Raw genomic sequence first — 22,027 nt, 5'->3', positions numbered from 1 at the left:
AATATGCGGTAGTATGATGAAGGTAGTACGGCTTTTAGAACTGGTGGTGAACATATGCTTATGCAGCACCTGTGAGCTTAGGTTAAAATTGAATGAGCCGCTCCATTGAGGTTGCGACTACGCAAATCACAGTCATTTCAGGCACGAAAAAACCCCGCCAGAGGCGGGGCTTTGTGTTCCAAAATCGACTAAATCACTATGACTTAGCAGGTCTTTTTGCATCGTACTGCCCATGGGGGCGGAACTTATCAAGATACGTTGGCAGAATTGCTTCCATGGAATGCGGCTCAATGCCAAGCCCTTCAAAAGTACGCTTCTCCGACTGCGCTTCCTTGCTTACAACGTTATCGCTCTTCAGCAGATTGACCTGATCAACAGTCAACATTGGCTTTGGCAGCATCTGCATGAACTTTGCCTGAATACGTGCGATCAGGAACGGCAAAGTAACCAGCATGCGTTTGCGATGAATGACCTGCATCAGCAGCTGCAAGCATTCCTTAAAGGTCGCGACCTGAGGGCCGCCTAGCTCGTAAATTTTGCCAGCTTCAGCCTTGCCCTCGATGGCATTCGCAATAGAGAGCGCAACATCACCCACATAAACTGGCTGGAATTTGGTGTGACCACCGCCGATCAGAGGCAATACCGGGAAGAGCTGTGCCATACTGCCGAAACGGTTGAAAAAATCATCTTCTGGACCGAATACGATGGAAGGACGGAAGATGACGGCATCTGGCATTGCATCCAGAACGGCCTTTTCGCCTGCAGCTTTTGTTCTTGCATAAATAGCCGGGCTATTTTCATCCGCGCCAATTGCAGAAACGTGCACCAGGTTATGAATGCCCTGCTCTTTGCAGACCTCAGCCACTGTTGCAGGGCCTTTTGCCTGAACACTGTCAAACTTCTGAGCACCACTCTCATAGAGAATACCCACAAGGTTGATAACTGCGCAGGCGCCTTCAACGGCGCGCTCGACAGATTTTTTGTTACGCACGCTCGCAGCGACAGGCATGATTTGCCCAACAGCCCCCAGCGGCTGCAAATGCTCTGCAAGGTCAGGATGACGAACAGCGGCGCGGACGCTGTATCCGCGCTCTGCTAAGATCCTGATAACGTGACGACCAATAAATCCTGACCCGCCAAAAACGGTTATAAGTTTCCCGTTAAGCGCTTGCGCCATTTTCATCCACCTTTGCCAAAATTTTGCAGGTACGCGTATTAGCGCGCATAACCCTCAAAAAAGCTATAATTCATGGGATGTTAATACGCTCAAGGTTTTGGGATGTGAAGGCACTCTGTGGAGAAATTAAAACTCTTTGCAAATGTGTGATTGACAATCTCAGCCCGGATCACTAGAACCCAGCCTCACAGAGCGGCGCTGCCAAGCAGCAACCCTCTGAAAGAAAAAGATGATATGCCCAGATGGCGGAATTGGTAGACGCGCTAGCTTCAGGTGCTAGTGCCCGCAAGGGCGTGGAGGTTCGAGTCCTCTTCTGGGCACCATCTTTTCTTCACAAAGCTCTCCCTAAAAATTACAGAGTAACTTGACCGTTTGGTGTAGAAGAGACAAAACACGTCTCATGTACCAAATCGCGCTTATTCTTCGAGAGCAACAATGACAATCAGATATCACAAGAACGATCTTCCAGACCTTTCCAACTATGCTTCAGCTGACGCCGTTGCAGTAGACTCCGAGACTCTAGGTCTGAATCCGCACCGGGATCGGTTGTGCGTTGTGCAGCTTTCTTCTGGCGACGGCACTGCTGACGTGGTGCAGATTGAACGCGGCCAGCTGGTTGCTCCTAATTTGCAAGCGCTGCTTGAAGATGAGAGCAAGCCAAAGATCTTTCACTTTGCCCGCTTTGATGTTGCCATATTGAAAGAGTATCTGGACATTTCCGTTTCTCCGGTCTGGTGCACAAAAATCGCTTCCAAGCTCGTGCGTACCTACACGGACCGTCACGGACTGAAAGATCTCTGCCGCGAGTTGATTGGTGTTGACCTTTCCAAACAGCAGCAGAGCTCTGATTGGGCAGCTGAAAAACTGACAGATGCTCAGCTGGCCTATGCTGCATCAGATGTTCTGCACCTTCATAAGCTTAAAGAACGCCTTGAATTTATGCTGGAACGTGAAGAGCGTACCGAAATTGCACAGAAGTGCTTCGAATTTCTGCCAACACGCGCACAGCTTGACCTTGCAGGATGGCCTGAGAACGATATTTTCGCACATTCTTAAGTGAAACTCGAGTTTTCTACCAGTATTTGCGGTTTAATGGGCTTCAGCATTTGTAATTTGTTGAAGCCCCCCCATTTAGGCAGCTAGTGTGTACTTACCGCTTCCTTTCGGGTTTTTACCTGAAATTTGCGTATCAACGGAAGCGGCTTGTGCCTGTAAGATACTGGTTACTCACTGTACGAGAGACCGGAAAATGGCAACCGGACAGCGATCCCCGTCTGTATCGCGTCCAGAATGTTCCAGGACTATGAATGACAACAATGGAAAACATGCCCAAAGAGTTTGCGAATGAAGCGCAAACACGGCTTGAAAAAGCGCGCAAATCTGCGCGTCGACATTCCATTCTCGTTCGCATTCTCCGATTTGCTCTTCCTGCTGGCGGATTACTGATCGCCGCTGGTGTGATTGGCATGATCGTTTTCCAAAACATTCTTGCCGGCCTGAGCATTGGAGATATCAGCCTGACAACCGAAGGACTGGTCATGTCCAACCCGCATCTGTCGGGAAATGATGGTGATCGTTCATACAACGTTCAGGCGGATCGGGCTATTCAGCGTATAACAAACCCGCAAGTGATTGATTTAGAGAATATTGTGGCCGAAATCACAATAGCTCCCGGGGAAACTGTTAGTATCACCTCTCGAAACGGGACGTTTGATACAGAGATGGAAACCCTGAATCTCACCAATGGGATTACGGTCGCGTACAGTAAAGGCTATTCCGCAGAATTTGAGTATCTCGATATCGATATGAAGACAGGTACAATCCAGACCAACGATACAGTTGATGTCATCTCTGATGGTGGCTATATCGATGCTGGATCTATGGAATTTGATCAGAAAAACAATGTTTTGAATTTTCGCCGGGGCGTCAAGATGAAGCTTCTGCCCTGGGCACTGGAGAACGGTCAATGATTAACCGGATGAGAATATTCTCTCTATCTTGTCTTATGGCATTCGGGCTGGCTGGAATGGCCCACGCACAAACGTTCTCCGATTCATTCGCCGGATTTGGTTCTAACAATAAAGAACCTATTGAGATTGAAGCGACTAACCTTCAGGTTCGTGACAAAGACAAAAGCGCTATCTTCAGTGGAAATGTTGTTGTTACCCAAGGTGAAACCAAGCTGGAAACCCAGCGCTTGATCGTGTTTTATGCTGGCTCCATGGCCAATGGCACAGCGGATGGCCAGGCCGTCCAACAGTCCATTTCCCGTCTTGAAGCAAAAGGTAAGGTCCTGATTTCCTCTAAGGACCAGGTCGCAACCGGTGACGATGCCAGCTTTGATATGGACAAACAGGTTGTTGTGATGACCGGCAAGCGCGTTGTTCTCAGCCAGGGACCAAACGTAATTGTTGGCAAGCGCCTTGTGATCAACCTGGAGACAGGCAAAGCGAACCTGGATTCCAGCGAAACTGGCGGCAACACCGGTCGTGTGCGGATGCTTTTGCAGCCGAACAGCCTTGAAAATAAGAACTAAAGCAAAATAGGCCACGCTCTTGAGTGCACACCCAATTGATCCTCAGATCCCAACGCACCAGCCAGAAGGCATCAAGTACGCCGACCCATCAGAGGCGGTGCTTGAAGTTGATGGCATCGGCAAGAGTTACGGACGTCGTCAGGTTGTCAAACATGTCAGCTTGAATGTGCGGCGTGGCGAAGCTGTGGGACTGCTGGGTCCAAACGGAGCTGGTAAGACAACCTGCTTTTATATGATCACCGGTCTTATTCGTCCGGATCATGGTTCAATTCGCCTCGACAACTTCGACATGACACAGTTGCCAATGTATCGCCGCGCGCGCCTGGGCGTTGGTTATCTGCCTCAGGAAGCCTCAATTTTCCGTGGTCTCTCTGTTGAAGACAACATTCGTGCTGTTTTAGAAGTGGTGGAGCCGAACAAGAAGCGCCGTGAAGAAGATCTCGACTCGCTTCTAACCGAATTTGGTGTCACACACCTGCGTAAATCGCCAAGTATCGCACTCAGTGGTGGTGAGCGCCGCCGTGTAGAGATTGCGCGCGCTTTGGCAACCCGCCCCTCCTTTATGCTGCTTGATGAGCCGTTTGCGGGTATTGACCCGATCGCGGTGGGTGACATTCAGCAGCTCGTACGTCATTTGACCCAACGCGGTATTGGCGTGCTGATTACAGACCACAACGTTCGTGAAACGCTTGGGCTGATTGACCGCGCATATATTATCGCGGCTGGTGAAGTTCTGACAGAAGGCAAGCCACATCAGATCGTTGCAGATCCGGATGTAAGGCGTTTGTATCTCGGGGAACAGTTCACTCTTTGATTTCCAACCTATGCCGAATTGCGTAGAAGAGTGTTGCAGGCTAGCTTGCAGCACTTGGAGGACGAAATAACTCTATGGCAATCGGTCCAAAATTAGAATTCAGACAAAGCCAACAGCTTGTCATGACGCCGCAACTGATGCAGGCGATCAAGCTGTTGCAGCTGTCGAATGTGGACCTGATTGCACACGTTAATAGTGAGTTGGAAAGTAATCCCTTTCTGGAACGAGATGACAGCCCGGATGGCGCTGGTCCCGCTGGAGAGACCTCCAATTCAGAAAGTACTCCAGAAGCTGACAGTAGCCCTGCTGAGATGCAGGAGGGGGATTGGCTCAATAACGAGCTGGAAACAACTCCGGAAGCAATATCGAGCAATCTGGATTCTGAACTCTCTGACGTCTTCCCTGATGATAATGGCGAGCACCAGGCCGTTGATCCGGTTCAGCAGAAGGCGGATAACTGGCAGGCACCGAGCCACAGCACTTCCTCAGGAGCCTCTGACTACAATCTTGAAGCGTTTGTCGCCGCAGAAATCTCCCTGAGTGAGCATCTTCAGGAACAGCTCGGTTTTGTGCTCACGAACCCTGCCGATGTTCTGGTCGCTCATCAACTCGTCGATTGCATTGATGAAAATGGCTATCTACGCATTGACGGTGCTGAGATGTCTGCGCGCCTCGGGGTTTCAGAGCGAGATCTGGAGCGGGTTATTCTTGCTTTGCAGGCGCTTGATCCGGTTGGTGTGTTTGCGCGTGATTTGTCTGAGTGCCTAAAACTGCAACTCAAAGAAAAAGACCGCTACGACCCTGCCATGCAGGCGCTGGTCGAGAACATTGAGTTGCTGGCTTTGCATGACCTCGTAAAGCTCAAACGTATTTGCAAAGTGGATGATGAAGACCTCAAGGACATGATCCTTGAGATAAAAGAGCTCAATCCGAAGCCTGGCGCTGCATTCAATACGGAAATTACCCAGCCGATTGTGCCAGATGCATTTGTTCGTCCTGCTTCAGATGGAGGCTGGACCGTTGAGCTCAACACAGAGAGCCTGCCTAAGGTTCTGGTGAGCCAGAGTTACTACTCCGAGATTTCTCAGGGCTCCAGAAACGATAAGGAACTGGCGTACTTCACCGATAGCCTGCAGACCGCAAACTGGTTGGTCAAAAGCCTTGATCAGCGGGCGCGGACAATTCTGAAGGTGTCCTCTGAGATTGTTCGTCAACAAGACGGTTTTCTTACTTATGGTGTACAGCACCTTCGGCCAATGAATCTGCGCGTTGTGGCGGACGCCATTGGCATGCATGAATCCACCGTCAGCCGCGTCACATCCAACAAATACATTGCTACGCCGCGTGGCATTTTCGAGCTGAAATACTTTTTTTCTGCCGCAATTGCCTCTTCTGAGGGCGGTGAATCGCACTCAGCGGAATCAGTACGCTATCGAGTTAAGCAACTTATTGACGCCGAAGATCCGAAGAAGATTCTTTCAGATGACGCTCTTGTGAAAATTTTAAAAGACGACGGTGTGGATATAGCGCGACGAACTGTAGCTAAGTATCGGGAAGCATTAAAGATTCCGAGCTCAGTTCAGCGTCGGAGAGAAAAGAAAAGCCTGACCTAACCCACTGATATTTCTCATGGTTTCAATGAGACATAATAGGGTCCCGATCAGTTAATAACCTCTATAGGATGTTTTTCTGTTCTCATAGATTTTTCTAAGAACTCGAAAACAGTAGCACTTTAAACTTAGCTGGTCCAAACTACATGTGTTGAAGGGTTCTTTGCTCTTTGGCTGAAGAACCTGTCAGCGAATAAGTCGACACAACATAAGAGGTTCCCATGACAATTAGAATTTCGGGGAGGAACGTGGACATTGGTGACGCAACCAGGACACACGTTGAAGACCGGATTTCCGATGCACTGGATAAATATTTCCCAGGAGCATACACGGGTCATGTGACAATCGCTCGCGAAGGCTCAGGCTTCCGATCCGACTGCACAGTCCACCTCAGCACGGGAGTTGTGCTTCAGGTTTCGGGTGACAGTCAGGATCCGCGACAAAGTTTCGACAAAGCAGCCGAACGCATTGAGAAAAGGCTAAGGCGCTACAACAGAAAGTTAAACGACCACCACACAAATGGCCTCCCTGCAGAGTGGGAAACATACGGCGCAACATCGTATGTTCTTGCTGATCCTGAGCAGGAAGAAGAGGTACCCGCCGACTACAGCCCACTTGTGGTTGCAGAAACTGAAGCGAAAGTGAAAACACTGACTGTCGGAATGGCAGTTATGGAGCTAGATTTAAGTGAAGCTCCCGTTGTAGTGTTCCGCAACGCTGGTAATGGTGAGGTAAATGTCGTATTCCGTCGTCACGATGGAAACGTTGGCTGGATTGATCCAAATCTCGCTAACGGGGCTGCTCCTAACTGATAATCATGGTCATCACGACCCTGTACAAAGCCGGTTTTTACCGGCTTTGTATTTTGCATGGACACGGATCAAGGAATGGATCTGAACGAACTTCTTCGTCCTGAGGCTGTCATTGCCAACCTCAAGGCAAACAGCAAGAAACAAGCCCTGCAGGAACTTGCAGAACGGGCCTCTGAGATTTGCGGAGAAACTGAGCGCGATATCTTTGATACGCTGCTGCAACGCGAACGTCTCGGCTCAACAGGTGTCGGAAACGGCATTGCAATTCCGCATGGAAAAATCGTGGACCTTGACGGGTTGCACGGCCTGTTTGCGCGACTGGACAAACCGATCGAGTTCGACAGCTTGGATGACCAGCCTGTTGATCTGATCTTTGTTTTGCTTGCGCCAGAAGGCGCTGGAGCGGACCACTTGAAAGCTCTGGCACGTGTTGCACGACTTTTGAGGGATTCTGATGTTGCAAGCAAGCTGCGCGCAACAACAGATGCTGCTGCAATTTATTCTATTCTGACCCACCCACAGGCTTCGCCTAACGCAGCCTGAGGCACGTCAGCTCAAAAACAAAAAAGCCTGGATCGGACGCATTCCAATCCAGGCTTTTTTTTTGCCTAATTCACTGGGTTTGAAGATCTTTTCTACGCTTTGAAACGCTGTCCTTCGCTATTACTCCCTCTGAGAGCTCCCAGTAGTTGGTTTAGTGGACGCTCAAAGCTTCCAGATCATTCTCAATTGCGTTTGCAATTGCTGCGTTACGTGTATCAGTTAGAACCAGTGGTGTTCCGTCAGCAGCCAAAAGAGCCCAAGCAGGAAGGTCTGCATCCTGCAGCTCTGCATCAGGGAACATCTTCTTCAGGTCATTTGGAGAAACGCGCCTAACATAGGCGACTTCACCAGCTCCGAGTTCTTCAAAATTTTCGTACGGGTCGTCGGCCAGCACAGAAGGGGCGCGTGTCATCGCCTTCTCCTTGAGAGTTACTAGAGCAGGCTGCGCATGTTTTCGCTTCAAGCTCTAAGTCTTTATTGTCGCGCGCATCTTTGCCCAAAAATCGGTTTTCCGCTTTCCGGAGATACGCTTCAATATTCAGATCAGCGCGAAGAAAGGATTGCTCCTTTAATTCAGTCCCCCGCCGAGATTTCAATCCGGCGAACGATACGCTCTGGCTCAGGACGAGCAAGATCAATAGACAACAGACCATCTCGCAGGTCTGCCCCTAAAATCTCAATGCCTTCGGCCAATACAAATGCGCGTTGGAACTGTCGTGCAGCTATACCCCTGTGTAGGTATTGGCGAGTTTTGTCTTCTTGTTGGCGACCACGGATTACCAATTGGCTTTCCTCAACAGAAACATCCAGTTGGTCACGTGTGAAGCCGGCAACCGCAAGCGTGATGCGGATGACTTCACCTTTCTCTTCAGTGGCAACGAGGCGTTCAATATTGTAGGGTGGGTAGCCGTCATTGGCTGCTTTGCTCACCCTGTCCAATACGCGCTCAATATCATCGAACCCCAACATAAATGGGCTCGAAAACGCAGATACTCGCGTCATAATCCAAGTCCTTCTTCAAGCGACCCAGCTCCAGACCCTCATTAGGCATCCGGTGTGAGAGCATCTCGCCCTCGGTCTTTCCTCTGGAATATGGCGGTTAGCGGCGAAGGTTTCAAGTTAACTTAATGATACTCAATTAATTCTCCCGGATCGCAACGGTATTCTCAGGCCCCACAACAAGCTTGGGTGGTAAACTTGCAGGACTTTAAACAGTGCTGCTTTGAGCCCTTGGTCTGTTTGGTCCTTCGTTTCCCTTCTCTGCTGCCATGCCGGGAATGACAGGTTTACGTCCCCCTTAAGAAATCGTAGCGTCTGCTTTTGGAGAATGTTGCCTCAAGGGGAGTGATAGGAATGGACATTGCTGAGGTAGATAACTCACGTGCCACTTTGATGGTGAAGGCTTATCCGTTTGCGCTGATCGCTATCAGCCTTCTCATCAACCTGTTCGTCTTCGGCATTAAACCGCTCGTCATCACTCTTCCCACTCCAGAAGCAATCGAAGCCTTGATCATCGCTGCGGTCCTGCTTCTTGGCAATCACACCTGGCTGATGACTGTCACTGAGCTCACGCGCGCTAAGCATGATCTGGCGACAACACCAGAAGAATGGGAGCAGAAAGGCGGGCGCCCGTCTTCAATTGCTCAAGATGCTCGTGACGCGCTGGAACGTCGTCACAATGCTCATCGTAACACCACCGAGAACATGGTCTACTTTCTGCTGTTGGCAACTGTTGTGGCTATCGTTTCGCCTGTCACTCTTATGGTGCAGGTTTGGATAGTTGGATTTGCCGTTGTCCGGCTTGGCTACACTTACAGTTATCTGTCAGCCCAAACCGGCCTACGAGGCTTGTTTATGAGCCTGAGCTTGCTCAGCCTTTATGGGATGGCCAGTTATCTCGTAATGGCGATGTTTGTTTGATCCTCACCGTCCAAACAGAAAAGCCGGGGCAATGCCCCGACTTCTGCCTTTCACAGATCACCGTGAGCGAAATCGGTGGTCTATGATTTTCGATGTCTCACAGCCTCACCAGCTCGCGAGTTTATCAAATTTTTCAATCTGATCCGGCTTGATCTGACCTTCCTCATCACGGCCAAGGAAGATTTTCAGATAACAGTTACCATCTGCATTCAGGAAATTGATGGACATCGCCAGCTTGGAGAAGAATGGGCGCTTCAAGAACATGATAGAGCGGCACGCATCTGCCTTGATATGGCCGGAGAAGCCGCCTTCTGTCTGCTTAAGATTATAGAACCCGCGCGCATAGCTGCCTTCCGGAAACGGACCTTTCACTTCAAAGATCATGTCTCCTGTGTTTGCGATGCTTGTGACGTTGCCCCAGGCAGGGATCGCCTTGATCACTTCATCAAAACGTTCGCCTGAATGTTCACGCCACATTTCTTCTGGCAGGCAGCGGATTGTGTCAGCCATTGAGAGGCCGTGCTCCTTGGCAATGCTCTCCAGAATGCCTGCGGGGTTTTCTGCAAGTTTCTCTTTCAGCTCTGTGATTTGTGCGTTCATGCTGCCTCTTCCTGATAGGTTTTGGTTTCTAGCTGCAAGCTTGCGGAGTGCAATTTAAAGGCAGCCTTGAGATAGGTGAGAAGGGTTTGATGCCAGAAGCGCCCTGCAGTGGTGAGGGAGATAATCTCCTCACCCGTGATCAGGCCGAAGCTCTGCCAGTTACCCAACAATGGGTCTATGGATTTGCGAAAACCACGGGCGCTGATTTCTGTGCGCTCCAGATGCCCGAGGTCGAGGCGCATTTCTTCAATTCCAGCAGCTAGGAAGTTGAGGGGAGAAGACAATGGATCGGCTCTGTGCAAACGCGACAATGGCTTCTCCCCCTCCTCCAGACACCGCATGTAGTCCACGATTCCTCCATGGATGCCGTAGGAATATCCGTTGATGTTGCCGCCTGCCCCGGAACCGAAGGCTAGGCAGTCTGCGCCAGACTTGATCAATGTGTTGTAAAGATTACGCTCTCGGGTCTGTCGACCCCAATGACTGGAAGAAATCTGTTTCCAACCGTGGTGATGCATGTACTCTAAACCCTCGCCGTACATAGCTCCCTGCTGCGGCAAGGACGCTGCAGGGTCGCAAGCCCCCTTCTCAATCGCTTTTGAAAGGGGACTGCCGGGAAAGACTGCGAGTGTGTATAGATCGACACCATCCAAGCCCAGATCCACAACAGTTCGTAAATCATCACGCCAGACTTCTGCGGTTTGATAGGGCAGACCTAATATCAGGTCACAGACGATTGCAGCACGGTTGCGGTCTCTCAGGCCTTCAAAGAAACGGATTGCTTCTGATCCGCTTGCCTTACGGCCTTGCCGCTTGCGGACTTTGGTGTTGAAGGATTGAACTCCGGTTGAAAAGCGATTTGCACCCGCATCCAGACATGCATCAATCTTGTCATCATCAAAGTGGAAGATACGTCCCTCAACTGTGATCTCACAATCGGCTGAGAGAGGATAAAGTTCTCGGATACGACGGATCACTCTTGCGAGGTCTTTCGCATGTAGGGCTGTCGGAGTGCCGCCGCCAAAATAAACGGCGTTGATTGGTGAGCTTTGAGAAGCGGGGGAAGATGCCTCCAGCTCAAGTTCTTTGATTAATGCATCAGCATATGGGGCTGAGTGTTCTTCATGCCATTTGTTGCGGTAGAACCCGCAGAACAAGCAATGGTTGGCGCAAAATGGGACATGCAAATACATGACGGCCATGCCTGACCGTTTGGATTTTTGAATTTCCTGCCAAACAAGCTGGTGCTCCTCTTCCGATACAGCCTCACCAGCAGAGCCGGGCATATGGGCACCACGGCGCTCAAATGCATAGCGGAGAGGATCGTCTGTTTCCTGAGCGAAGAATTTTTCCAGCGCAGCTTTCATCGGTCAACCTAGCTTTGTTAATTTGGTTGGCTCGCAATGCGCTGGCTAAATATGAGTATTTACATCAAGTTTTGTTTTTGAGAAGAGAAGTTCGCTCACGTGCGATAAAATGGCACAGGTTTTCGACTGCATCTATGTGTACCACACGAAAAAGGCCCAGCGAATGCCGGGCCTTTTGAAAGTTATATCTGAGCAGCGTTTAAGCTGTTTCGAGTGCGCCTTCCAGCTCGATACGTTTGCCGGATTTGGTGTCAAACGTGTGAAGCTTTTCTGGCTTTGCTGTCACCTTCAGGATCTGGCCTGGCTCGAAGTGCAGCTTACCAGGAGCACGAACTACAACGTCAACGCTACCTTCACCAATGGTGCCGTGAACGTAGCTCTCAGCGCCCACAGGCTCAACAACATGCACGGTCAGTGCAGTGTGCAGTCCGGAGTCGAACTTCTCACTCAGCTCTTCAATGACAAGATCTTCCGGACGAACGCCGAGGATCAGGTCAGACAGATCTGTGTTCAGCTTCACGTCAACAGTTGCGCCATTGTCGAGTTTCCATTCATTGCCGCTCTTTGCCAGCGGCAGCAGGTTCATCGCAGGAGAACCGATGAAGGTCGCAACGAATGTAGACGCAGGCTTTTCGTAGACATCAATCGGAGACCCGATCTGCTCTACAACACCGCCGCTGAGAACGACTAGGCGATCTGCCAGTGTCATTGCTTCAAGCTGATCGTGGGTCACGTACAGGCTTGTGGTGCCTAGTTCTTTCTGAAGCTTCTTGATCTCCATGCGCATCTGCACACGCAGCTTTGCATCAAGGTTAGACAGAGGCTCATCGAACAGGAACGCGGCAGGTTCGCGAACAATCGCGCGACCCATTGCAACACGCTGGCGTTGACCACCGGAAAGCTGACGTGGCCGACGATCAAGGAAATCTCCGATTTCCAGAATTTCAGCCGCTTTGCGCACGCGCTTTTCGATCTCATCCTTAGGGATGCTGCGGTTTTTCAGGCCATACGCGAGGTTGCCGTAAACGGTCATGTGCGGATAGAGCGCATAGTTCTGGAACACCATTGCGATGTCACGATCAGCGGGCTCTACATTGTTGACTAGGCGATCCCCGATGAACAGCTCACCATCTGTGATGGTTTCCAGACCTGCCACCATGCGCAGCAGAGTGGATTTGCCGCAACCGGAAGGGCCGACGAGAACAATGAACTCACCATCCTTAATGTCGATGGAGATGCCTTTTACCGCTTCTACGTTGCCTGCGTAGATTTTGCGAAGGGTATTAAGTTGAATGCCTGCCATTTTTATTTCTCGCTTTCCACGAGCCCTTTAACAAACCAAGACTGGAAGATCACCACGATGAGAACAGGTGGAAGCATTGCAAGTACTGCAAGTGCCATTGCCTGGTTCGTATCCGGGATCTGCGCACCAATCCACACCTGCAGAATCTGCTTCATGCCACGCACCAGCGTGAAGAGGCTTTCATCCGTGGTGATGAGTGTTGGCCAGAGGTATTGGTTCCAACCAAACACGAACATGATGATGAAGATTGCAGCAATCATGGTCTTGGAGAGTGGAACAAGAATGTCGATGAAGAACTTCAGCGGTCCTGCACCATCGATACGCGCAGCTTCAACCAGCTCATCCGGAACGGACTTAAAGAACTGGCGGAAGTAGAAGGTGCCTGTTGCAGACGCAATCAATGGGATGATCAGGCCTGAATAGGTGTTCGCCATACCGAGGCCCTGTACGATCTCGTAGGAAGGCAGAATGCGCACTTCCAGAGGTAGCAGCAGGGTGGAGAAGATGATCCAGAAGAAGAACGTTCCAAGCGGGAAACGGAAATACACGATTGCGTAAGCCGCCAGCATGGAAATGATGATCTTACCGAAGGCAAAGCCGAGGCCGAGAACCAAAGAGTTCCACAGCATAGTCAGACCAGTCACGGACTTGGTAAAACCGCCAGCTTCTGTCAACACCTGCTTATAAGTGTCAACGAAATGGCCGCCTGGAGAGAGCTGAAGGCCATCTTTGTAAATGGATACAGCATCATGACTGGAAGTCATGAGTGCGTAGACAACTGGCACCAGCATAAAGAGGGCGCCGAGAACGAGGACTACGTGATCCCAAAACTGTGAGCGTTTCATCTATCCCTCCTTAACTGTAGTGCACGCGACGTTCGATCATGCGGAACTGAACCACAGTGAGAGCGAACACGAGTATCATCAAGATCACAGACTGTGCTGAGGACCCACCAAGGTCGTTACCGCGGAAGCCATCAAGGAACACCTTATAAACGAGCGTTACAGGGTTGTTGCCTGGCTCACCCTTAAGCACCAGATCGATAATACCGAATGTATCAAAGAGCGCGTAAGTGATGTTGATGATCAGCAGGAAGAAGCTGGTTGGAGCCAGCAGTGGGAAAGTCACAGTCCAGAAGCGACGTGAAGAAGATCTACAATCAACCGCAGCTGCTTCCTGAACGGATTTTGGAACACTCTGGAGACCAGAGAGGAAGAAGATGAAGTTGATCGGAATTTGCTTCCAAACCGCAATCACGGTCATAGCAAATGCAGTATCAAAATAGTTCACACCGATCTGCATGTTCCAGCCGAGGGCGTGGGCAAGATCGTTGAGTGGGCCAATGTGCTGGTCAAACAGCATCACGCCTACAAGGCCTGCGACGGGAGGGGCGATCGCATAAACCCACATGAGCAGAGTGCGGTATGTGGAGGCGCCTTTGATAACGTTGTCTGCTTTGACTGCCAGCAAAAGAGCAATGCTGAGAGAAAAGAATGTCACCGCAGCTGAGAAGATCAGCGTGAACCATGCAGTTCTGCTGTACTCGCTCGCGGAAACAACATCTTTAAAGTTGTCTAGGCCAACAAAGGTGGAGCCGAAGCCAAACGGGTCTTCAAGATAGAAAGACGCCCTGATTGCTTCTGCGGCTGGCCACAGAAAGAAGACACCAACAATTGCCAGCTGCGGAAGCAGAAGCATGTATGGCATCAATGGATGTGAGAATTGAACTCGTTTCATGGACTGGCCTGGTCGCTGTTTTCGTTGTGGTGGCCGGTTGCTTAGCAAGCCTGACCGCTTGTTCAGAAAAGCTCACTGCGCTCTTTGACGCATGGGAACATTCTATTTCCAAAACAACCTGAGACCGGAGACACTTAAAAGCGTCTCCGGTCTTAGCGAAAGTCTCAATGCTAAGTCTTAGTTAGACGTCTTAGCAAAGCGAGCCAGAAGCTTGTTAGCTTCGTCTTCGATGGTCTGGAATGCGTCGTCTACGGATTTGTCACCGGAGAAGATTTTACCGTATTCACGGTTCATCACGTCACGCACCTGAACGTAGAAGCCCATGCGGTAACCCTTGGTGTTGTCTCCACCTGGCAGTGTCAGCTGCTTGATGCCGATTTCAGCTGCAGGTACGCGGTCGTAGTACCCATCCTTAGTTGCCAGCTCATATGCAGCGTTGGTGATTGGCACGTAACCAGTTTCCTGGTGCCAGTAGTACTGCATTTCTGCGGAAGTCAGGAAGGAGTAGAAGTTCGCAACACAGTCGTTTTCTGCTTTTGGCTTGCCGGACATTGCGAAGAGTGCAGCGCCACCGATGAAGGTGTTGGTGCCTGTTTCGCTAACAGAAGCCCAATGAGGCAGGTAGGTTGCGGAGAATTTGAAGTCTGTGGATTTTGTCAGGCCACCGAAGGAACCTGAAGAACCGAGCCACATTGCAGCGGAACCGTCCTGGAATACCTTCTGGTTGTCACCCCAGCCAGTGCCGTAGTAACCGAACAGCTCAGCGTCGAGCCAACCTTTAACCTTTGTGAAGTGCATTTTGATCGCATCGTTGTTCACGAGGATCTTAGTGCCTTTCGCGCCGTCGTAACCGTTGTTGTTGGTTGCGAATGGCAGGTTGTGGCGGGACATGAAGTTTTCGGTGAAGATCCATGGCAGGTGTGACTGTGCCAAAGGAATATAACCAGCAGCTTTCAGCTTAGGAGCGATCGCTTCGAACTCTTCCCAAGTCTTAGGAGCTTCAACGCCTGCTTTCGCCAGTGCTTCTACGTTGTAGTAGAGGATTGGGGTAGAGGAGTTGAACGGCATGCCGATCATTTTGCCAGCTGCGTCAGCGTAGAAGTAACGAACACCAGCAATGTAATCTTCGATGTTGAATTCAACACCAGCGTCTTTCAGAAGGTCTTCAGCTGGAACAACTGCGCCTTTTGCACCGATGATGGTAGCGGAACCTGCATCAAATACCTGAAGAATGTTTGGCTGTTCGCCAGCACGGAATGCCGCAATACCAGCAGTCAAGGTTTCTTCGTAGTTACCTTTATAGACTGGGGTCAGCTGACACGCGTCCTGAGACGCATTGTATTTGGTGGAGATTTCGTTGACAACTTCACCCAGACGGCCGCCCATTGCGTGCCACCAGTTGATTTCTGTCGCAGCGAAAGATGCTGTTGAAGACATTGCGAGTGCTGCAAAGGTTGCGACACCAGTTGCTTTACGAAGAGTCATTTTTGTTGCCCCCCATTGGGAAAGTTGAAAAAATCTAACATGCGAAGCGGAGTTAACACCTGATCCATCGCAGTGACGATCCATCCCCTACGCCTCATCTGCGATATCACTTAGGTGTTTCACACTAGGATGACAGTTTCTTGAAGTTTCGATGAATTGCAATTGGATCTTCGTTTTTTTTCATAATTATCATGAGATTGTCATGTTTCGGAAAAGCGAAACCGATCCAAGGCGACTGTTTTTTATGCAATATTTTCTGCCGTTCAGCATGATTGAAGTGTCTAAAATTGGAAGTTTTGTTTCGAAAAAATTCGATACGAAAGATTTCGAATGTTGAGCATTATGCAAAGATTTGTCGGCTAATCACTTGATATAAAGGAGAAATACCTAGACGGCGAATAAAATCTATTTTTGCGCCTTGCACGTTTCTGCGGATGAGCTGTCTTAATGCTTTAAGGCGCAGTTTTTCGAATGCAAAAGGCACTCAAACTTATCCACAGGCGCACTGTGTGCAACTCACCGAATGCAACTTCTAATGCAAAAGTTTGCATGCTCGAAAAGATGAAATGTATTCGTTTCAATCAAATAGAGTCATCTAATCGCGTTTTTTGACAGCACTGAGGGCGCGAAACTGACGCTTCACGCCCCCAAGTTGAGCTTCTTCAGACTGAAGATTTGCCCCAGACTAGTTGGAGGGTAGCAATACTGCATCGACCACATGGATTATTCCGTTATCTGCAGGAATATCGGCGCTGATTACGTTCGCTTTGTCGACTGTCACACCTGACGATGTTTTTGAGACGGAAAGTGTCTTGTCTCCAGAGCCCTTGATTGTCTTCACATGAATTGTCCGGCCTGGAAGGTCAGTGGACGCGAGCTTTCGTGGCAGGACATGGTAGCTCAGGACCGCGATCAACTGATCCTTGTTCTCAGGCTTCAGCAACATTTCTACTGTTCCATCCGGAAGAGCAGCAAACGCTTCATCGGTCGGAGCAAAGACCGTCAGATTTTCACCGTTCGCTAACGCGCCGTCCAAACCAGCGGCCTGAGCTGCAGCGATAAGGGTGTTAAACTGCCCTGCCCCTTGAGCTACTTCTACAATAGTTCCTGCATTAGCACTTACTGATCCAGCAAGAACAAGCGAGCTTACAAAAGAAATCATAGATAAACGCATAGAACCCTCCACTCCCCAGAGATGTAAATCAGGGAATTACATTAGATTTGGCTGCGACATCCTGCCGCGCACAAGTTCTTATACTGACTGGGATTGAAGGCAGATCACTCTGATCTGAATTTTATTTTGTTTCCTCAAAAGCACGCAGCGCTTCATCTCGTGATTTTTTGAGGTCAACGATTGGCAACGGATACGTTTCACCCAGCACAACGCCTGCATCTTTCAATATGTCTTTAGGAGCTTCCCAGGGTTTGTAGAGGTATTTGTCCGGCAGTTCTTTGAGCTCCGGGAGAAAACGACGGGTGTAATCACCGTGGCCATCAAACTTCTCGCCCTGTAGCACGGGATTGAAGATACGGAAGTACGGGGCTGCATCAGCTCCACAGCCAGCAATCCATTGCCAGCTTGCACAGTTATTGGCGAGGTCTGCATCCACCAGGCAATCCCAGAACCAAGACTCGCCTGAGCGCCAATCCAGCAGCAGGTTCTTTACGAGGAACGAGCCGACGACCATCCGCAGGCGGTTATGCATATAACCGGTTTGCCACAACTCGCGCATACCTGCATCTACAATTGGGATGCCTGTCTGCCCGTTTTGCCAAGCCAACAAGCGTTGGTCGTCAGAAACCCACGGAAAGCGATCGAATTTAGTATTGAGATTGTTTTGAGGAAGCGTTGGGTTATGGAACAGCAGGGAATAGGAGAACTCACGCCAGCCTAACTCACTCCGGAAATGGTCAATGTCATGTGTCTCTTCGTGCATACTGAGCGCCCACCAGACTTGATTGGGCGAAATCTCTCCAAAATGCAGGTGAGGCGAAAGCCGTGAAGTATGCGTGAGAGCGGGAAAATTACGCCCCTCCTTGTAATTGGAGATGCCGTTTTCGAGAAACGAATAGAGCCTGTTTTGCGCCGCCTGCTCTCCATGCTCCCAACAGTTACTCAGTCGCGCTGACCATGGACGGCTGTCGATCAGTCCCAGGTCATCAAGAGACAGCGCACCATTTGTACTCACCTGATGCAACTGCATGGGTTTAGGGGTAGGTAAGGGCTTACGCGGCTCAGCCGCTTGCAGACAGCCTTTACGATAAAACGGAGTGAAGACTTTATATGGGTCACCATCTGGCTTTGCCACTTGCCATGGCTCCCAAAGAAGCGAACCGTTGAAGCTCTTAGCAGTTATGCCAGTCTCTTCCAGATCAGACTTCAGCTGTGCATCATGTTCTATGCGCCAGGGCTCGTAGCATCTGTTCCAGAAAACGCCCGTCCCTTCCGTCTCCTGAAGAAGGTTCTTGATAATGACAGATGGGTCACCGCGCATTATCAACAGCTGCCCGTTCAAGCTTTTATTGAGAGCTTTTAAAGAATGATGCAGCCAGTTCAGCGTCGCTCCACCATGTTCGCGCGCGCCTTTTTCACCGTCAGTCAGGATGTAGAGTGGAATAACCGCGCCGGCCTCGCAGGCCGCAGTCAGAGCAGGATTATCACTCAAACGAAGATCCTGACGGAACCAATGGATAACAACGGGTGCAGTCATCGACAGCCTCTGCTCAAAAGAACCAGTTGCGGCAGATGTATAGCAATTTCCTTGCGTATCAATGGCGATAGAGCTTCAATTCTCATAGTGCGCAACCGTCACTGCCGCGAGATTGGCTCGATTTGTCAAACACGTTCCAAAACGACGTAAAGTCAGCCAAAAACGATGAGAGGACGATCAGGTATAATCTAAAAGCATTGTTGGGAGCTTTTTTGAAAGAGCCGGATATTCTTAGCTGAATTTTTTGGCAGAATGATTTTGGTGGAGCCTAGGAGGATCGAACTCCTGACCTCTTCGCTGCCAGCGAAGCGCTCTCCCAGCTGAGCTAAGGCCCCATACCATGTAGCATTTGAAACGGGCTTGGGTTGCCCTGCTACGCAATCTTCAAGGAAGGTATGTATTTCTCGCAAAATACCAGACATTCTTCGCAGAACATCAGACATTTTTTCAAAATGTCTTTGGTGGAGCCTAGGAGGATCGAACTCCTGACCTCTTCGCTGCCAGCGAAGCGCTCTCCCAGCTGAGCTAAGGCCCCATCATTTCTTCCTTAGGCACTGAAACTTCAATGAAGTTTGTGTGCCGATGGAGGCGGAACATAGATGGGCCGCCCCCACATTTCAAGAGAATACTCTCTTAACAGCCTGCAGTTTCACAAGCTGTGGAAATTTTAGACTTCGTCGTCGTCGCGAGCCACAACGATGCCTGGTACGGCAGCGTCTTCATCATCTTCATCGTCGAGGAACACATCGGAGTCATCACCACTGATATCATCAGTGATCGTTTCATCTTCCAGCTCAGGAATATCTTCGCCAGATGCTTCAGCGTCTGCTTCTTCCAGGGAAACCAGTTCTGCATCGTCTTTGACCAATGCTTCCTTAGCTTCTTCTTTCTGAACAGCTTTTACAGCCTTGGCTGTTTTTGCTGTCATGCCCAGATCAAACATGTCGCCGCACTTAGGGCAGATGATCGGGTCACGTTTCAAATCGTAGTATTTAGCGCCACACGCCGCGCACAGGCGCTTGGTTCCGAGTTCCGGTCTTGCCACGGTTCTCACCTTTGTTTGTATCTCGTTGACGGCCCCCTTAGCCTCAGGTTGGCCATCATGTCAAAGATAAATCTTAGAAATCTACCCGAAGTCGTACATTCACTGCCGAAATTTCGCAATAGTTCAATGCGCCCTAGGGTGACTGTCTTTTTCTTCCGTGCTAGGAGGAACTAGTTTTTTAAGTCTCGCAACCCCGGAAATGAACATGTCCCATAATTCGTCACCGCAAATTGTGACCGCTCACAGCGGCTCTCCGCTCAATGGTCAGATCAAAGTTCCAGGTGACAAGTCTATCTCCCATCGTTCTCTGATGTTTGGCGCGTTGGCGCTTGGCAAAACCACCATCTCTGGCCTTCTCGAATCAGAAGATGTGATTGGTACAGCAAAGGCTATGAATGCTGTTGGTGCCAAGTGTGTTCGTCAGGAAGATGACACATGGACGGTTGAGGGTGTTGGACTGGGTAGCTTGCTTGAGCCGGAAGCTCCAATTGACTTTGGAAACGCGGGTACAGGCGTACGTCTGGCAATGGGTATTTTTGCGAGCCACCCGATTGCCGTCACCATGACTGGCGATGCCTCGCTGTCTGGACGCCCAATGGGCCGCGTCCTTAACCCGTTGCGTGAGATGGGTGTTCAGGTTGTTGCGCGTAACGGCGACCGTCTGCCAGCCTCTATCCGCGGTAGTGACACACCAATTCCAATTACTTACCGCGTGCCAATGGCATCTGCGCAAGTAAAATCCGCTGTGTTGCTGGCTGGTTTGAATACCGCTGGTACAACAACTGTTATCGAACCTGTTGCGACACGTGACCATACAGAGAAAATGCTGGTTGGTTTTGGCGCAGAACTGAAGGTTGAAGTGAACGAGAGCGGTGAGCGTATCATCACGCTGCAAGGCCAACCGAAGCTGCAGCCTCAGGATATTACGGTTCCTGGTGACCCGTCTTCAGCTGCCTTCCCGATTGTTGCTGCCCTGATCACACCGGGTTCTGATCTCACCGTTGAAGGTGTGCTTTTGAATGAGCATCGCATTGGACTTATTACTAGTCTGCTTGAAATGGGCGCAGACATTACCATCTCGAATGAACGGGAAAGCGGCGGAGAAAAGATTGGCGACATTCGCGCCAAGTATTCGCGATTAAAGGGTATTACGGTTCCAGCGGACCGAGCACCTTCCATGATTGATGAATATCCAATTCTTTCTGTTGCTGCTGCTTTTGCTCAAGGTGACACTGTCATGCTTGGTCTTGAAGAACTGCGTGTCAAAGAGTCAGACCGCCTGGCTGCTGTTGCACGTGGTTTGGAAGCAAACGGCATTCCGTGCGTTGAAAAACAGGACAGTCTGACTGTTACTGGTGGGGCAAACAATATTGGCGGTGGCACTGTTACAACACATCTGGATCACCGGATCGCAATGAGCTTCCTTATTCTGGGGCTCGCTGCACACAAACCGGTTCAGGTCGATGATGCAGCGCCAATCGCGACAAGCTTCCCAACCTTCCTCTCCATGTTTGGTGAGCTGGGTGGCAAGCTTGAAAATAAAAATGAGGAAGCTGCATGATTATTGCTCTGGATGGACCAGCGGCATCTGGCAAGGGAACGCTCGCACGCCAGCTCGCTGCGCATTTTGGACTCCGCCATCTGGATACTGGTTTGACGTATCGTGCTGTCGCCGCTGCGCTGCTTGCGCGCGGCCTGCCACTTGGTGATGAAAACGTTGCAATCTCTGTCGCCCAGAACCTTGATCTGGGTAATTTGGATCGCAATCAGCTCTCTTCCCATGAAATTGGTGAGGTAGCCTCTCGCATTGCAGTTCTTTCTGGCCTGCGCGAGGAACTGGTGAGCCTTCAGCGTGCGTTTGCTGATCAAGAGCCGGGTGCCGTTTTAGATGGCCGTGATATCGGGACTGTTGTGTGCCCGGACGCGACCGCGAAACTGTTCATTACCGCCTCTCCGGCAGCCCGTGCAAAGCGCCGGACAGACGAGTTGAACGGCAAGGGAATTCCAGCAGATTTTAATGAAATCCTAGTGGATCTGGAGCGTCGCGACGAGCGCGATAGCACCAGAAAAGACTCTCCATTAAAACCCGCTGAAAATGCACACTTGCTTGATACGACAGAAATGGATATAGACTCCGCATTTCGTGCGGCTGTGGATATCGTCGAACGCGCCCGGAATTCAGCTGTTTCATAACAGCCTTCGGAGTTCGCGTTTGTTATATCAAGCGACTGTTACGATACCGAATTTGGACAAGTGTGACCGCTTTCGCCGGCCCACTTACTTGTAAGTGGTTGTTTTTCAACGCGAGTTGAAAACCGGGAGCCCTTGTCCTTTAGTGTTAACACAAACCCGCCGGCGAGCGCCATT

At 50.3% G+C, this 22,027-nt stretch carries 22 protein-coding genes and 3 tRNA genes; 11 read left to right on the top strand and 14 right to left on the bottom strand.

Going from position 1 to position 22,027, the window contains the following annotated elements; genetic code table 11:
• Nucleotides 1-196: 196 nt before the first annotated feature.
• Nucleotides 197-1,183 (bottom strand): complex I NDUFA9 subunit family protein, encoded by a 987-nt coding sequence (locus tag DHN43_RS20755; RefSeq protein WP_108819890.1) that lies wholly within the window; start codon nucleotides 1,181-1,183, stop codon nucleotides 197-199.
• Between the two features lie 230 nt (nucleotides 1,184-1,413).
• Between DHN43_RS20755 and DHN43_RS20750 the strand changes: the two genes are divergently transcribed.
• From DHN43_RS20750 to ptsN, 8 genes are all read left to right on the top strand, one after another.
• A tRNA-Leu gene (locus DHN43_RS20750) sits at nucleotides 1,414-1,500 on the top strand.
• Nucleotides 1,501-1,612: 112 nt separating this feature from the next.
• A complete protein-coding gene (locus tag DHN43_RS20745) occupies nucleotides 1,613-2,233 on the top strand; it encodes a ribonuclease D (protein WP_108819889.1) in 621 nt (206 codons plus the stop codon).
• A gap of 251 nt (nucleotides 2,234-2,484) precedes the next feature.
• Nucleotides 2,485-3,147, top strand: coding sequence for an LPS export ABC transporter periplasmic protein LptC (lptC, locus tag DHN43_RS20740; protein ID WP_208995535.1), 663 nt, complete (start codon nucleotides 2,485-2,487; stop codon nucleotides 3,145-3,147).
• A 56-nt stretch (nucleotides 3,148-3,203) separates the two neighbouring features.
• Nucleotides 3,204-3,713: a lipopolysaccharide transport periplasmic protein LptA gene (gene lptA / locus DHN43_RS20735; RefSeq protein WP_208860021.1), complete on the top strand. Its 510-nt coding sequence runs from the start codon at nucleotides 3,204-3,206 to the stop codon at nucleotides 3,711-3,713.
• A 19-nt stretch (nucleotides 3,714-3,732) separates the two neighbouring features.
• Nucleotides 3,733-4,527 carry an LPS export ABC transporter ATP-binding protein gene (lptB, locus tag DHN43_RS20730; RefSeq protein WP_057462735.1) on the top strand — a complete coding sequence of 265 codons (795 nt, stop codon included), beginning with the start codon at nucleotides 3,733-3,735 and terminating at the stop codon, nucleotides 4,525-4,527.
• Nucleotides 4,528-4,601: 74 nt separating this feature from the next.
• A complete protein-coding gene (gene rpoN, locus DHN43_RS20725) occupies nucleotides 4,602-6,140 on the top strand; it encodes an RNA polymerase factor sigma-54 (protein WP_108819888.1) in 1,539 nt (512 codons plus the stop codon).
• A 218-nt stretch (nucleotides 6,141-6,358) separates the two neighbouring features.
• Nucleotides 6,359-6,949 carry a ribosome hibernation-promoting factor, HPF/YfiA family gene (hpf, locus tag DHN43_RS20720; RefSeq protein ID WP_082596743.1) on the top strand — a complete coding sequence of 197 codons (591 nt, stop codon included), beginning with the start codon at nucleotides 6,359-6,361 and terminating at the stop codon, nucleotides 6,947-6,949.
• Between the two features lie 75 nt (nucleotides 6,950-7,024).
• On the top strand, nucleotides 7,025-7,492 hold the full coding sequence (gene ptsN / locus DHN43_RS20715) for a PTS IIA-like nitrogen regulatory protein PtsN (protein WP_057462732.1): 468 nt from the start codon (nucleotides 7,025-7,027) through the stop codon (nucleotides 7,490-7,492).
• Between the two features lie 151 nt (nucleotides 7,493-7,643).
• Here the strand turns inward: ptsN and DHN43_RS20710 are convergent, their stop codons facing one another.
• Entirely contained in the window at nucleotides 7,644-7,904 is a 261-nt protein-coding gene (locus DHN43_RS20710) for a DUF1150 family protein (RefSeq protein ID WP_008548441.1), read from the bottom strand.
• Nucleotides 7,905-8,065: 161 nt separating this feature from the next.
• A complete protein-coding gene (locus DHN43_RS20705; protein WP_057462731.1) occupies nucleotides 8,066-8,494 on the bottom strand; it encodes an Hsp20 family protein in 429 nt (142 codons plus the stop codon).
• A gap of 351 nt (nucleotides 8,495-8,845) precedes the next feature.
• Between DHN43_RS20705 and DHN43_RS20700 the strand changes: the two genes are divergently transcribed.
• The gene (locus DHN43_RS20700) at nucleotides 8,846-9,412 is read left to right on the top strand and encodes an MAPEG family protein (RefSeq protein ID WP_108819887.1); all 567 of its coding nucleotides are present in this window, start codon (nucleotides 8,846-8,848) and stop codon (nucleotides 9,410-9,412) included.
• Nucleotides 9,413-9,517: 105 nt separating this feature from the next.
• Here DHN43_RS20700 and hutX read toward each other — a convergent pair whose 3' ends face one another.
• From hutX to DHN43_RS20640, 11 genes are all read right to left on the bottom strand, one after another.
• Nucleotides 9,518-10,012: a heme utilization cystosolic carrier protein HutX gene (hutX, locus tag DHN43_RS20695; RefSeq protein WP_108819886.1), complete on the bottom strand. Its 495-nt coding sequence runs from the start codon at nucleotides 10,010-10,012 to the stop codon at nucleotides 9,518-9,520.
• Nucleotides 10,009-11,379 carry a heme anaerobic degradation radical SAM methyltransferase ChuW/HutW gene (hutW, locus tag DHN43_RS20690; RefSeq protein ID WP_108819885.1) on the bottom strand — a complete coding sequence of 457 codons (1,371 nt, stop codon included), beginning with the start codon at nucleotides 11,377-11,379 and terminating at the stop codon, nucleotides 10,009-10,011. The genes hutX and hutW overlap by 4 nt, the downstream gene beginning before the upstream one ends.
• A gap of 199 nt (nucleotides 11,380-11,578) precedes the next feature.
• Nucleotides 11,579-12,682 (bottom strand): sn-glycerol-3-phosphate import ATP-binding protein UgpC, encoded by a 1,104-nt coding sequence (locus tag DHN43_RS20685; protein ID WP_057462727.1) that lies wholly within the window; start codon nucleotides 12,680-12,682, stop codon nucleotides 11,579-11,581.
• 2 nt (nucleotides 12,683-12,684) lie between these two features.
• Nucleotides 12,685-13,527 (bottom strand): sn-glycerol-3-phosphate ABC transporter permease UgpE, encoded by an 843-nt coding sequence (gene ugpE, locus DHN43_RS20680; RefSeq protein ID WP_108819884.1) that lies wholly within the window; start codon nucleotides 13,525-13,527, stop codon nucleotides 12,685-12,687.
• A gap of 10 nt (nucleotides 13,528-13,537) precedes the next feature.
• Nucleotides 13,538-14,419 (bottom strand): ABC transporter permease subunit, encoded by an 882-nt coding sequence (locus tag DHN43_RS20675; protein ID WP_057462725.1) that lies wholly within the window; start codon nucleotides 14,417-14,419, stop codon nucleotides 13,538-13,540.
• A gap of 177 nt (nucleotides 14,420-14,596) precedes the next feature.
• Nucleotides 14,597-15,904 carry an extracellular solute-binding protein gene (locus tag DHN43_RS20670; RefSeq protein WP_063294895.1) on the bottom strand — a complete coding sequence of 436 codons (1,308 nt, stop codon included), beginning with the start codon at nucleotides 15,902-15,904 and terminating at the stop codon, nucleotides 14,597-14,599.
• A gap of 685 nt (nucleotides 15,905-16,589) precedes the next feature.
• Nucleotides 16,590-17,078 (bottom strand): fasciclin domain-containing protein, encoded by a 489-nt coding sequence (locus tag DHN43_RS20660; protein ID WP_063299468.1) that lies wholly within the window; start codon nucleotides 17,076-17,078, stop codon nucleotides 16,590-16,592.
• A 121-nt stretch (nucleotides 17,079-17,199) separates the two neighbouring features.
• Nucleotides 17,200-18,615, bottom strand: coding sequence for a cryptochrome/photolyase family protein (locus DHN43_RS20655; protein WP_108819883.1), 1,416 nt, complete (start codon nucleotides 18,613-18,615; stop codon nucleotides 17,200-17,202).
• A gap of 259 nt (nucleotides 18,616-18,874) precedes the next feature.
• Nucleotides 18,875-18,950: transfer RNA gene (locus tag DHN43_RS20650), tRNA-Ala, on the bottom strand.
• A gap of 124 nt (nucleotides 18,951-19,074) precedes the next feature.
• Nucleotides 19,075-19,150 (bottom strand) — tRNA-Ala (locus DHN43_RS20645).
• Nucleotides 19,151-19,282: 132 nt separating this feature from the next.
• On the bottom strand, nucleotides 19,283-19,660 hold the full coding sequence (locus DHN43_RS20640) for a TIGR02300 family protein (RefSeq protein WP_063286512.1): 378 nt from the start codon (nucleotides 19,658-19,660) through the stop codon (nucleotides 19,283-19,285).
• 205 nt (nucleotides 19,661-19,865) lie between these two features.
• Here DHN43_RS20640 and aroA point away from each other — a divergent pair, with 205 nt between their 5' ends.
• The gene (gene aroA, locus DHN43_RS20635; protein WP_199914847.1) at nucleotides 19,866-21,221 is read left to right on the top strand and encodes a 3-phosphoshikimate 1-carboxyvinyltransferase; all 1,356 of its coding nucleotides are present in this window, start codon (nucleotides 19,866-19,868) and stop codon (nucleotides 21,219-21,221) included.
• The gene (cmk, locus tag DHN43_RS20630; RefSeq protein WP_063317254.1) at nucleotides 21,218-21,853 is read left to right on the top strand and encodes a (d)CMP kinase; all 636 of its coding nucleotides are present in this window, start codon (nucleotides 21,218-21,220) and stop codon (nucleotides 21,851-21,853) included. The genes aroA and cmk overlap by 4 nt, the downstream gene beginning before the upstream one ends.
• The last annotated feature ends 174 nt before the right edge of the window (nucleotides 21,854-22,027 follow it).

It is taken from the genome of Pseudovibrio sp. Alg231-02 (assembly GCF_900143565.1).
Taxonomy (GTDB): Bacteria; Pseudomonadota; Alphaproteobacteria; order Rhizobiales; family Stappiaceae; genus Pseudovibrio.
This window is presented reverse-complemented; position numbering and strand designations above follow the sequence as displayed.